Source organism: Paraburkholderia sp. SIMBA_027 (assembly GCF_046535315.1).
Lineage (GTDB): Bacteria > Pseudomonadota > Gammaproteobacteria > Burkholderiales > Burkholderiaceae > Paraburkholderia > Paraburkholderia tropica.
Window position 1 is genome coordinate 162,156 of record NZ_JAWRWY010000009.1, and the last position, 12,074, is coordinate 174,229.

General features: G+C 67.7%; 9 protein-coding genes. 7 read left to right on the forward strand and 2 right to left on the reverse strand.

Annotated features, from left to right (window positions below; all coding sequences use genetic code 11):
* The first annotated feature begins 75 nt into the window (after positions 1 to 75).
* From SB764_RS18570 to SB764_RS18595, 6 genes are all read left to right on the forward strand, one after another.
* Positions 76 to 1,557 carry a mannose-1-phosphate guanylyltransferase/mannose-6-phosphate isomerase gene (locus tag SB764_RS18570; protein ID WP_074981754.1) on the forward strand — a complete coding sequence of 494 codons (1,482 nt, stop codon included), beginning with the start codon at positions 76 to 78 and terminating at the stop codon, positions 1,555 to 1,557.
* A gap of 31 nt (positions 1,558 to 1,588) precedes the next feature.
* Complete coding sequence (locus SB764_RS18575) at positions 1,589 to 2,977, forward strand: undecaprenyl-phosphate glucose phosphotransferase (RefSeq protein WP_410864285.1); 1,389 nt, start codon at positions 1,589 to 1,591, stop codon at positions 2,975 to 2,977.
* Positions 2,978 to 3,085: 108 nt separating this feature from the next.
* A complete protein-coding gene (locus SB764_RS18580) occupies positions 3,086 to 5,311 on the forward strand; it encodes a polysaccharide biosynthesis tyrosine autokinase (protein WP_321852830.1) in 2,226 nt (741 codons plus the stop codon).
* 77 nt (positions 5,312 to 5,388) lie between these two features.
* Positions 5,389 to 6,507: a GDP-mannose 4,6-dehydratase gene (gene gmd, locus SB764_RS18585; protein ID WP_065065078.1), complete on the forward strand. Its 1,119-nt coding sequence runs from the start codon at positions 5,389 to 5,391 to the stop codon at positions 6,505 to 6,507.
* Positions 6,508 to 6,512: 5 nt separating this feature from the next.
* Entirely contained in the window at positions 6,513 to 7,472 is a 960-nt protein-coding gene (locus SB764_RS18590) for a GDP-L-fucose synthase family protein (RefSeq protein WP_065065077.1), read from the forward strand.
* Positions 7,473 to 7,656: 184 nt separating this feature from the next.
* Entirely contained in the window at positions 7,657 to 9,000 is a 1,344-nt protein-coding gene (locus SB764_RS18595) for a glycosyltransferase WbuB (protein WP_065065076.1), read from the forward strand.
* Between the two features lie 80 nt (positions 9,001 to 9,080).
* Here SB764_RS18595 and SB764_RS18600 read toward each other — a convergent pair whose 3' ends face one another.
* On the reverse strand, positions 9,081 to 9,779 hold the full coding sequence (locus SB764_RS18600) for a hypothetical protein (RefSeq protein ID WP_176080384.1): 699 nt from the start codon (positions 9,777 to 9,779) through the stop codon (positions 9,081 to 9,083).
* 175 nt (positions 9,780 to 9,954) lie between these two features.
* On the opposite strand from SB764_RS18600, the gene SB764_RS18605 reads away from it, so the two are divergent.
* Complete coding sequence (locus tag SB764_RS18605; protein ID WP_237181319.1) at positions 9,955 to 10,635, forward strand: DapH/DapD/GlmU-related protein; 681 nt, start codon at positions 9,955 to 9,957, stop codon at positions 10,633 to 10,635.
* Positions 10,636 to 10,732: 97 nt separating this feature from the next.
* Here SB764_RS18605 and SB764_RS18610 read toward each other — a convergent pair whose 3' ends face one another.
* Complete coding sequence (locus SB764_RS18610; RefSeq protein WP_321905396.1) at positions 10,733 to 12,046, reverse strand: polysaccharide biosynthesis/export family protein; 1,314 nt, start codon at positions 12,044 to 12,046, stop codon at positions 10,733 to 10,735.
* Between the last annotated feature and the right edge of the window lie 28 nt (positions 12,047 to 12,074).

Below are 12,074 nucleotides of genomic sequence, written 5' to 3' on the forward strand. Positions count from 1 at the left end.
GCCACGGTTCAAGCTCCCTTGCCGCCGATGCAGCCGATGTCGTCGCCGCCGGTTTCGTCGACGGCCGATACGCCGATGTCGCAAGCGTCGCGCTCGGAGGACACCGCGTGCACGCGCATCGTGCCCGTCGTGCTGGCCGGCGGTTCGGGCACGCGCTTGTGGCCGATGTCGCGCGAACACTTTCCGAAACAGTTGATCGGCGTGGTCGGCAGCGACACGCTGCTGCAGGCCACCGTGCATCGTCTCGACGGCTTCGCGCCCGAATGGCAGGTCGCGGGCGCACCGATCGTGGTGTGCGGCGAGGCGCATCGATTCGTGATCTCCGATCAGTTGCACGCGTGCGGCATGGATGCGCGGCTCGTCGTCGAGCCCGCGCGTCGCGACACTGCGCCCGCGCTCACGCTCGGCGCCGCGCTCGCGAGCGCCAACGGCGACGATGCGATTCTCGTCGTGATGCCGTCCGATCACGCGATCGCCGACGTCAAGGCCTTGCAGCGCGCGCTCGAATGCGCCGCGCGCCACGCGCAGCGCGGCGCCATCGTCACGCTCGGCGTGCCGCCGCGTTCGCCGGAAACGGGCTTCGGCTACATCCGCATCGGCGAGGCGCTCGAAGCGGGCGCGCATCGAATCGACGGCTTCGTCGAAAAGCCCGCGCCGGAACTCGCCACGCAATACGTGGCGCAAGGCGGCTACTGGTGGAACAGCGGCATCTTCGTGATGCGCGCGAGCGTGTGGCTCGAAGCGCTGCGCGCGTTGCAGCCTGACATGCACGCGGCGTGTCTCGCGTCCTTCGTCGGCGGCCAGCAGGACGGCGACGTGTTCCGTCCGTCCGCGCAAGCCTTCGCGGGCACGCCCGCCGACTCGATCGACTATGCGGTGATGGAGCGTCTGTCCGGCAGCAACGGCTGGGCGCCCGAAGGCGTGGTGGTCGCGCTCGACGCGGGCTGGTCCGACCTCGGCTCGTGGGACGCAGTGTGGGCCGCGATGGACAAGGACGAAGCGGGCAACGTGGGCCGCGGGCGCGTGATCTTCGAAGGCGCCGTGGCGAGCTACGCGCATTCGGAAGGGCGGCTCGTGGCGTGCGTGGGCACGACCAATCTCGTGGTGGTCGAAACCGCCGACGCGGTGCTCGTGGTCGACCGCTCGAAAGTGCAGGACGTGAAGGGGCTCGTCGCGCGCATCAAGGCGCAGCACGCGCCCGAAGCCGACGCGCACCGCAAGGTGCAGCGCCCGTGGGGCTTCTACGACTCGATCGATCATGGCGAGCGCTTTCAGGTCAAGCGCATCGTCGTGACGCCGGGCGCGCGGCTCTCGCTGCAACTGCATCATCATCGCGCCGAACACTGGACGGTCGTGCGCGGCACCGCGCTCGTCACGCGTGGTGAGGAATCCTTCCTGTTGAGCGAAAACGAATCGACCTACATTCCGCTGGGCACGCGCCATCGGCTCGAGAATCCCGGCAAGGTGCCGCTCGAGATCATCGAGGTGCAGTCCGGCGCGTATCTGGGCGAAGACGACATCGTCCGTTTCGACGACACTTACGGACGCTGCAATTGAGCGGCCCGGCACGATCGGCAAGGTGACCGACATGCGCGAGCTTCAAAATCTGATGGCGAGAGTGCTGGACGTGACGGCGGTATTCGTCGGCGCGAGCGTGGCGGCGCAGATCCGTTTCGACGATCTCGCGCCGCGCGGCATGAACGAGGCTTTTGTGTTGCTGGCGGCGGCGTTCGTGCTCGTGATCTTTCCGGCGTTCGAACTGTATCAGTCGTGGCGCGGCCGCTCGAAGGCGCTGATGGCGGGCCAGGTGGCGCTCGCGTGGATCGTCGTGCAGGGCTGCGCGCTGATCGCCATGTACTCGACCATGCATCACGTCGATGCGGTGTCGCGGCTGTGGTTCGCGTACTGGACCGCGGTGGCGGCCGGGCTGCTGATCGCGTGGCGCGTGATCGCGCATGGCGTGCTCTCGCACGTGCGGCGCGCGGGCATGAATCTGCATCAGGTGGCGATTGCGGGATCGGCGGCGCAATGCGACGAGATCGTGCGGCGCATCGATTCGGAACCCGGCTCGGGCTTTCGCGCCACGGCGCTCTACAACACCGTGCCCGACACGCCGCCGCGCAACGGCACCGGCGCCGCCTTGTGCGACACCATCGAGGGCTTCGCGCAGTTCATCCGCGAGCACGATGTGCATGAATTGTGGCTCGCACTCTCGCTCGCCGAGGAGCGCACGGTGGTGCGTCTCGTCACCGAGTTTCGCAACGATCTCGTGAACATCCGCTTCATTCCGGATGTGCGTTCGCTCGCGCTGTTCGACACCAGCAGCGTGATCGAACTGCTCGGCGTGCCCGCGATCAATCTGGTGGCCTCGCCGCTGCCCGCGAGCGCGCAGTTCAAGAAGGCCGTGTTCGACCGCGTGTTCGCAACGTGCGCGCTCGTGAGCCTGATGCCGGTGCTGTTCGGCATTGCGCTGGCGGTGAAGATTTCGTCGCCGGGACCGGTGCTGTTCAAGCAGCGGCGCAAAGGCGCGGACGGGCGCGTGTTCACGATCTACAAGTTCCGCACGATGCGCGTGCACAGCGAGGCGGCCGGCACGCTCAGCCAGGCCACGCGCGGCGACCGCCGCGTGACGCGCGTGGGTGCGTTCCTGCGCCGCACGAGTCTCGACGAACTGCCGCAGTTCTACAACGTGCTGCGCGGCGACATGTCGGTGGTCGGCCCGCGTCCGCACGCGCTCGAACACGACGATCTCTACCAGCGCGTGGTGACGGGCTACATCCACCGTTACCGCATCAAGCCCGGCATCACCGGCTGGGCGCAGGTCAACGGCTTTCGCGGCGAAACCGACCGGCTCGAAAAAATGGAGCTGCGCGTGGCGCACGATCTCTACTACCTGGGCCACTGGTCGTTCTGGCTCGACATGCGCATCATCGCGGCGACGATTGCGCACGGACTGTTCAGCCCGAACGCGTATTGAGCGCTCGGGCCCTGGAGCCGCGCGGTCCGGTCCCCGCGCGGCTCCCGCATGCAACGCACGCGGACGACGTGCGGCGCATGGGCTTCACCGGATCTCGGGAGACGGAAGATGGCGATGAACTATGTTGACGGCGGCTACGCCGTGAGCACCGAAGAGCGGTATCTGGGCGACTACCTGCAAACGATCGTCGCGAACTGGCGCACCATCGTGGTCGTGACGTTCGCCGTCACGCTGCTGGGCGCGGCTTACGCGTTTCTCGCGACGCCCACGTATCGCGCCGACGTGATGTTCCATCTCGTCGACAAGACGGACAGCAGCAAGAAAGATCCGGGCCTGCCGCCGATCAACGGCATGTTCGACGAAAAGACTTCGGCCAACGGCGAGATCGAGATGCTGAAGTCGCGGCTCGTCACGCAGGAAACCGTGAACCGGCTGCACCTCGACATCGCGGCGCGGCCGCGCGAAATGCCCGTGCTCGGCGGCATGCTGGCGGGCTTGGAGAACGGCAGTTGGGGCATCCGGCTGCCGTCGTTCCTGCGCTCGAATAATTACGCGTGGGGACGCGGCGCGATCGCGGTGTCGCGCTTCGACACGCCCGACGCGCTCTACGATCAGGACTTCACGCTGATCGCGGGCGAGGACGGCGCGTACGTGCTGCGCGACGCCGAAGGCGCGGCGCTGCTGCAGGGCCGCGTGGGCGAGGACGTGACGGCCAACACGGCCGACGGTCCGATCTCGCTGCACGTCGACAGCCTGAGCGGCCCCGCGGGCACGCCGTTCACGCTCACGCGCGCCTCCACGCTCACCACCGTCGAGCGCCTGCAACGCGCGCTCGACGTGTCCGAAGTGGGGCTGCAGTCGGGCGTGATCCGCGCGAGCCTCGAAGGCCACAACAGCAAGCTCACGGCCGACATCCTCAACAACATGGCGCGCGAGTTCATCCGCCAGGACGTGCAGAGCCGCTCGGCCGAAGCCGAGCATATGCTCGCGTTCCTCGACGAACAGTTGCCGCAACTGCGCAAGCAGCTCGACGACGCCGAGCAGAAGTACAACAACTTCCGCAACCAGCACGGCACCGTCGATCTCGGCGAGGAAAGCCGTCTGCTGCTTCAGCAGGTCGTGGACAACAAGACACGCCTCGAAGATCTGCAACAGCAACGCGCCGAACTCGCGCAGCGCTTCACCGAGCATCATCCGGCCGTGGCCGCGCTCGATGCGCAGATCGCCGCGCTCGCCAGCTCGCAGGCCACGCTGCAAGGCAAGGTGAAGAGTCTGCCCGATACCGAACAGGCGGCCGTGCGTCTGCTGCGCGACGTGCACGTGAATACCGAGCTCTACACGAACCTGCTGAACAGCGCGCAGCAATTGCGCGTGGCGAAGGCGGGTCAGGTCGGCGACGTGCGCGTGGTCGACTTCGCGGAAGCGCCCGACGATCCCGTGCGTCCGAAGCGTCTGCTCGTGATCGTGCTGTCGATCGGCGCGGGCATCGTGCTGGGCATCCTGATCGCCTTCATGCGCAAGTCGCTGTACGGCGGCGTGGAGCGCCCCGACGAACTCGAAGCGGCGCTTGGCGTGCCGGTCTTCGCGGTGGTGCCGCGCAGCCACAAGCAGCTGCGTCTGCAACATCACGTCGCGACGCGCCGGCGCGGCCTGCACGTGCTCGCGCAGCAGTCGCCGCAGGACATCGCGGTCGAAGGCGTGCGCAGCCTGCGCACCACGCTGCAACTGTCGCTGAACGAGGCGAGCAACAACATCGTGATGCTCACCGGCTCGCGGCCCGACATCGGCAAATCGTTCCTCTCGGTCAATCTCGCGGCGCTGGTCGCGTCGGTGAACAAGCGCGTGTTGATCGTCGACGGCGACATGCGGCGCGGCGACGTGCACTCGCACTTCGGCATCGCGCATCAGCCCGGCCTTTCCGATGTGCTGCTCGGCGCCGACCTGAACGCGGCGATCCAGCGCGAAGTGCTGCCGGGTCTCGACGTGCTCGCAAAAGGCTCGCTGCACGCGCATCCGTCCGAGCTGCTGATGAGCGCGCGTTTCGAAAGGCTGCTCGAAGAACTGAAGTCGAAGTACGACCTCGTGATCGTCGATACGCCGCCGGTGCTCGCGGTGACCGACTCGACAGTGATCGGGCGTTATGCGGGCACGACGCTCCTCGCGATCCGGCACGGCCGCCATCCGCTCTCCGAACTGGAAGAGACGGCCAAGCGGCTGCGCAACGGCGGCGTGAATCTGTGCGGCGTGCTGCTCACGGACGTGCCGCAGACGGGCGCATTCGTCGGCGGCGGCTATCGCGGCGGCTACTACGGTTACGAAAGCATCGCAGGGTAAGTGAGCGGCGCCTCGGCCCGCATGCGGGCGGCCGGCGCGCCGAACAATCCATTTCGCTTTGACGCGAGGAGAGAACGATGGCTCGGAAGGTTGCGTTGATCACCGGCATCACCGGTCAGGACGGGTCGTATCTGGCAGAACTGCTGTTGAGCAAGGGCTACGAGGTGCACGGCATCAAGCGCCGCTCGTCGCTGTTCAACACCGATCGGATCGATCATCTGTATCGCGACGTGCACGACCCGGAGCAGGGCATTCAACTGCATCACGGCGAACTCACCGATTCGACGGCGCTCTTGCGCGTGATCCAGCGCGTCGCGCCCGACGAGATCTACAACCTCGCGGCGCAAAGCCATGTGGCGGTGTCGTTCGAGGAACCCGAGTACACGGCGAACGCCGACGGCCTCGGCACGCTGCGCATTCTCGAAGCGATCCGCATTCTCGGCCTCACGCAGAAGACGCGTTTCTATCAGGCCTCGACCTCGGAACTCTACGGGCTCGTGCAGGAAGTGCCGCAGCGCGAGACCACGCCGTTCTATCCGCGCAGCCCGTATGCGGTTGCGAAGCTGTTCGCATACTGGACCACGGTGAACTATCGCGAAGCGCACGGCATCTACGCGTGCAACGGCATTCTGTTCAACCACGAGTCGCCGCAGCGCGGCGAGACGTTCGTCACGCGCAAGATCACGCGTGCGATCGCGCGTATCGCGGTCGGGCTGCAAAAAGAGCTGTATCTGGGCAATCTGTCGGCGATGCGCGACTGGGGCCATGCGCGCGATTACGTCGATATGCAATGGCGCATGCTCCAGCAGGATCATCCGGAAGATTTCGTGATCGCGACCGGCGTGCAGTACAGCGTGCGCGACTTCGTGCGCACGGCGGCGGAAGAACTCGGCGTGACGGTGCGTTTCGAAGGCAATGGCGTCGATGAAGTGGGCATCGTCGAGCACGTGGAAGGACGCGAGACGCGCCTCGAACCGGGCAATGTGATCGTGCGCGTCGATCCGCGTTATTTCCGGCCGACCGAAGTGGAGACGCTGCTCGGCGACGCCACCAAGGCGCAGGAAAAGCTCGGCTGGCGTCCAACCACGTCGTTCCATTCGCTCGTCAAGGAAATGGTGCGCTCCGACTACCAGATCGCGCGGCGCGACGCGCTCGTCACGCTCGCGGGCTTCCGCGCGCTCGAACATCACGAGTGACGGGCATGGACACGAACTCCCGCATCTTCGTGGCCGGCCATCGCGGCATGGTGGGTTCGGCGCTGGTGCGCGCGTTGCAGGCGCGCGGCTACCGCAACCTCGTTACGCGCACGCGCGCGGAACTCGACCTCACCGATCAGTCGGCCGTCGACGCGTTCTTCGACACCGCGCAGATCGACGCGGTGCTGCTCGCGGCCGCGAAAGTCGGCGGCATTCTCGCGAACTCGACGCAGCCCGCGCAATTCGCCTACGACAATCTCGCGATTGAAACCAACGTGATTCGCGCGGCGTATCAAACGGGCGTGGAGCGGCTGGTGTTCTTCGGCTCGTCGTGCATCTATCCGCGCGAATGCCCGCAGCCGATCCGCGAAACCTATCTGCTCACGTCGCCGCTCGAACCGACCAACGAGGCCTACGCGATCGCGAAGATCGCGGGCCTCAAGCTTTGCGAGGCGTATAACCGCCAGTACGGCACGCACTATGTCTCGCTGATGCCGACCAATCTGTACGGCCCCAACGACAACTACGACCTCGGCAGCAGCCACGTGCTGCCCGCGCTGATCCGCAAGGCGCACGAGGCGCGCGCATCCGGCGCGGCGTCGCTGACCGTGTGGGGCTCGGGCACGCCGCGGCGCGAGTTCCTGCACGTCGACGACCTCGCGGACGCGACGATCTTCGTGCTCGAACACGAGACCGGCGACGGCGTCTACAACGTGGGCGTCGGCGAGGATCTGTCGATTCGCGAACTGGCCGAGCGCGTCTGCGAGACGGTGGGCTTCGAGGGCGAACTGGTGTTCGACACCAGCAAGCCCGACGGCACGCCGCGCAAGCTGCTCGACGTGTCGCGCCTCGGCGGACTCGGTTGGCGCGCGCATATCGGGCTCGAAGAAGGGCTCGCGCGCACCTACGGCGATTTTCTGCATACGCACGGCGCGCCGGTGCTCGAAGCGCACGCGCAAGCCTGACCGGGATTCGGTTGTTGTTGGCGGCGGGCGTCCTGTGCGGACCGGCGAATGGCGCCCGCTTTTTTTTCCGGTCCGTCCTCGCGCCGCGCGGGTGCGCCGGCGCGCGCTGTTTGCAATCGATACATCGCGACGCAACGCGCAACATCGCGAACATCGCGACAGAACACGAACCAGGCACGAGCCGATGAGAATCCTGATCTACGGACTGAACTTCGCGCCCGAAGTCGCGGGCGTGGGCAAGTACACGGCCGAGATGGTCGACCAGCTCGTGGCGCGCGGCCACGACGTGCGCGTGGTCTGCGCGCCGCCGTATTACCCGCAATGGCGCGTGCAGGACGGCTATCGCGCGTGGCGCTACCGGCGCGAAAGCTGGCACGGCGTGCCGGTGTCGCGCGCGCCGCTGTGGGTGCCGTCGAAGCCGGGCGGACTCAAGCGCATCGTGCATCTGGCGAGCTTCGCGCTGATGTCGCTGCCGGTGCTCGTGCGCGAGGCGCGCTGGCGTCCGCAGGCGGCGATGCTGATCGCGCCGACGCTCTTTTGCGCGCCCGGTCTGCTCACGGTGGCGCGCTTGATCGGCGCGAAAACCTGGCTGCATATTCAGGATTTCGAAGTCGATGCCGCGTTCGATCTCGGGCTGCTGCAAGGCGGCGCGGGCTCGCGCGTCGCCAATCTCGCGCGCGCGTTCGAGCGCGCGGTGCTGCGCCGCTTCGACGTGGTGTCGTCGATTTCGCCGCGCATGGTCGAGCGCGCCGTCGACAAGGGCGTGGAGCCCGCGCGCGCCGTGTCGCTGCCGAACTGGGTCGACACGCACGCGATCTTTCCGCTGCCGCAGCCGAGCGTCTATCGCGCGAAGCTCGGCATTCCGCTCGATCACACGGTCGTGCTGTACTCGGGCAGCATGGGCGCGAAGCAGGGCATCGAGATTCTCGCGGATGTCGCGGCGGCGCTCGCGGCGCGGCCCGACATCAGCTTCGTGTTCTGCGGCGACGGCGCGGGCAAAGCCGATCTCGAAGCGCGTTGTGCGCCGCTGCCGAACTGCCACGTGCTGCCCTTGCAGCCGACGGCGATGCTCAACGAACTGCTCAACGTCGCCGACATTCACGTGCTGCCGCAGCGTAACGATGCCGCCGATCTCGTGATGCCGTCGAAGCTGACCGGCATGCTCGCGAGCGGGCGCGCGGTGGTGGCGATGGCGCGGCCCGGCACGAGTCTCGCGGATGTGGTGGCGGAAACGGGCATCGTCGTGCCGCCGGAAGACGGCGCGGCGCTCGCATCGGCCATCGTCGCGCTGGCCGCCGATCCGGCGCGGCGCGCGACGCTCGGGCAGGCCGCGCGGCATTACGCGCAGCGCATGCTGTCGCCGCACGCGATCATCGGCGCGCTGGAAGCGCGGCTGGCGGGACTCGTCGGCGCGATCGTGGGCGAGGAAGCGGTGGTGGCGGCGCAGGCGTCGGCACAGGCCTCGGCGCAGGAGCGGGCCGAGGCGAAGGGCGCGGCGCTGAGCGAGGTCGAGCATCGCGACGCGTGAGTGTGCAGTGGCGTTTGCGCCGATTAAGCAGGATGCCGCTGCCATTCAGAAGCGGGTTCGAAGTATCGCGACGCCGCGCCTCACCACGGCGAGCGATAGAGCTGCGCGGCGGCCGCGCGCTGCGATCCGTACGGATTGCCGTAGATCTTCGCGCTCGGCGAAGTCGTGCTCGCGCCCCAGTCGTAGGCGCCCCACGCGCCGCCTTGGGCGCTCGATGCCGCGTCGGGCGACGCGGCGCGCGCGAGGCGGCTGTGCGTGCTGCTGCGGCTGCCGCTTGCGCTGTTCAGCGCGCTCGCGCCGCGTGCGCGGCTCGATGCGCCCGCGCGCGTTCCGCCGCTGCCGCCTGCTGCCGGACTGCCCGTCGTATAGAAGTCGGTCGGGCTCACGATGCGCATGCGCGACTCGCTCATCAAGGCTTTCTCCTGCGCGCCGGGCGACGAACCGTCGCTGCTATACGCGCCGCCGCCGCTGTACGGATTGTGCGAGGCGGTCGGGCTGCCGAGCAGACGTTGCGCGTCGGCGCGCGTGCGGCGCGCGGCGGAGGTCAGGGTGTCGTCGGAGTCGCTGTGCCGGCCGTTCGCCGATGCCGATGCCCCGGACGCGGCATCGTCCTGTGCACGCGTCGGCGACGGCCAGGCGGCGAGCGCCGCGCAGAGGGCGAGCAGCGTCGTTGTCCGGGCGGCGAACGCCACCGGCGAACGCACCGCGCCGCGCCTCGCCGACGCGGCATGCGATGAAATCGGCGGAATCGGTGGGCCCGGTCGGCGAAGCGTGGTCATGAGCATGGTTCCCGCGCGCCGCGAACGGTGCGGCGCCATGCTTGCATGGTGCCTGCGCGGCTTCGCGTCGCTGCGCCAAAACCCCGGCCATCTCGGCCACGCGTGCGAGGCGCGCCGGTCGTCGCCGGATAATGGAGCCGTCACCCGCACAGACCCGAACGGGCGAGGAGCGCTCATGGCTGATCTGGTCGAAGGACTCGCCGCGCGGCACGATGCGGGCGGCGCGACGCACGCAGCAGGCGGTGCGGCGCCGCCGTTGCGCGCGCAGGAAGCGTCCGCCACGTCCACCACGTTTGCCACGCCCGCCGATCTGCCCGTGATCGACCTGAGCCGCGCGGGCAAGGGCAACTATGTCGCGCGGCGCGGCAAGCTCGTGCAGGCCGCGTGGTACGTCGTGGAGACCTGCGTGCTCGACAACCGGCTGCTGCCGTTCTCGGCGCTGCGCGTGGGTCTGCTGCGGCTGTTCGGCGCGAAGATCGGACAGGGCTGCCGGCTCGTGCATCCGATGCGCGTGAAGGCGCCGTGGAATCTCGAACTGGGCGACAACTGCTGGATCGGCGTCGACGTCTGGCTCTATAACCAGGCGCCGATCCGCGTCGGCTCGAACGTGTGTCTCTCGCAGGGCGCGTTTCTGAGCGCGGGCTCGCACGACATGCGCACGAACATGGACCTGCGCGTCGCGCCCATCGTGATCGAGGACGGCGTGTGGGTGTCGTCGAAATGCGTCGTGCAGATGGGCGTGACCATCGGGCGCTCGGCGGTCGTCACGCCGCTGTCGGTCGTGCACCGCTCGCTGGAGGCGGGCGGCGTGTACGGCGGCAATCCGTGCCGGTTTATCCGCCGGCGGTTCGAGTGATCGAGTGATCGTGAAATACAGAACGGGCCCTTGAAACAGGGCCCGTTTTACATGCAGCGCGCGGTGCTACGCGCGCTCGCTCAACACCACGCGCCGATCAATACCCGTACCCGACCGCGCGTCCCGCCGAGGCCGCCTGCGTGCTCGGCAGGATCAGGTTGACCACGCGGCTCCACTTCACGAGCGAAGAGGCGTCGACGAAGATCACGTCGCTCGGGTTCAGTTCGAACTCGTCGGCGGTGGCCATGGATTCGGGCGATGAAGCATCGAGGTGATACACGGTGCGATGGCCTTCCTTCTGCCCGCGCACGACGTAGACCTGCGAGGCGTCGCCGGAACCCTGGCTGATGCCGCCCGCGTTACCGAGCGCTTCGTTCAGCGTGAGGCGGCCGTTGTCGAGCGGAATGCTGCCCGGATGCCCGACTTCGCCCAGCACGTACACCTTGCTGTCGTTCTCCGAAAACACGCGGATCAGGTCGCCGTTCTGCAGGATGATGTTGTCGGGATTCACGCCCTTCTTGATCATGTCGGGAATGTTCACGAGCACCGTCTTCTTGCCGCGCGTCACGCTCACGCGCGAGCGGTCGCCCGCCGCCGTGAAGCCGCCCGCGCGGTTGATCGCCTCGGGCAGCGACATCGTCATGTCGTTGAGCACCATCAGGCCCGGCGTGCGCACTTCGCCGTCCACGTAGACGCGGCGGCTGCGATACGCCTCGATGCGCAGCGTCACCTGCGGATTGTGCAGATAGTACGAGAGCTTGCTGGCCACGAGATTGCGCGCGTCGAGTTCGGTCAGCCCGGCCACGTGGATCGGCCCGACGTACGCGACCTGGATCGTGCCCGACGAATCGACCGTATAGCCTGACACCACCTGGCTCGTGCTCTGATCCTGTTGCCCGTTGCTGCTGGACGAGGTGGTCGGCAGATTCATTTCGGGGTGATCCCAGACGACGATGGAGAGCACATCGCCGGGACCGAGCGTGTAGGGCTTGGGCGTGCCGAACAGCGACTCGACGTCGTTGGGCACGACGGTGGGCCGCGCGGCGTGTTCCTTCGCGATCAGCGCGGGGTTGATCTCGACGAGCGCGTTAGGCGGCGGCGCGTCGTTGTTCGCGCCGCCCGATTGCGCCGCCTGGGTGGCGGCCTTTGCCTGCGTGACGCTCGACGGCGCCGTCATGCCCGGCGAGAACGCGCAGCCCGCGACCAGCGAAACGAGTGCCGCGAGTGCCGCGAGTGCCGCCGCCGCGCCCAGCGCGCCGCGCGATCCACGTGTTGCGCGCCGCCCGGCGCGTGCTTGTTGTTCTGTGTGTGCGTCTGCTTGTGCGTTCATGTTGGCGTTGATGTGTGTGTCTGCGAGTGCCGCTGCGTCGGCGCTCGTCACGCTCGAACCACCCGGTATGCTGTGTGACATGGCTTGTCCCCTCAGTTCAGGAATCGCT

Coding starts and splice junctions, on each gene's coding strand:
- SB764_RS18570 (WP_074981754.1), top strand. CDS start 76: ATGTCGCAAGCGTCGCGCTCGGAGGACACCGCGTGCACGCGCATCGTG.
- SB764_RS18575 (WP_410864285.1), top strand. CDS start 1,589: ATGCGCGAGCTTCAAAATCTGATGGCGAGAGTGCTGGACGTGACGGCG.
- SB764_RS18580 (WP_321852830.1), top strand. CDS start 3,086: ATGGCGATGAACTATGTTGACGGCGGCTACGCCGTGAGCACCGAAGAG.
- gmd (WP_065065078.1), top strand. CDS start 5,389: ATGGCTCGGAAGGTTGCGTTGATCACCGGCATCACCGGTCAGGACGGG.
- SB764_RS18590 (WP_065065077.1), top strand. CDS start 6,513: ATGGACACGAACTCCCGCATCTTCGTGGCCGGCCATCGCGGCATGGTG.
- SB764_RS18595 (WP_065065076.1), top strand. CDS start 7,657: ATGAGAATCCTGATCTACGGACTGAACTTCGCGCCCGAAGTCGCGGGC.
- SB764_RS18600 (WP_176080384.1), bottom strand. CDS start 9,779: ATGACCACGCTTCGCCGACCGGGCCCACCGATTCCGCCGATTTCATCG.
- SB764_RS18605 (WP_237181319.1), top strand. CDS start 9,955: ATGGCTGATCTGGTCGAAGGACTCGCCGCGCGGCACGATGCGGGCGGC.
- SB764_RS18610 (WP_321905396.1), bottom strand. CDS start 12,046: ATGTCACACAGCATACCGGGTGGTTCGAGCGTGACGAGCGCCGACGCA.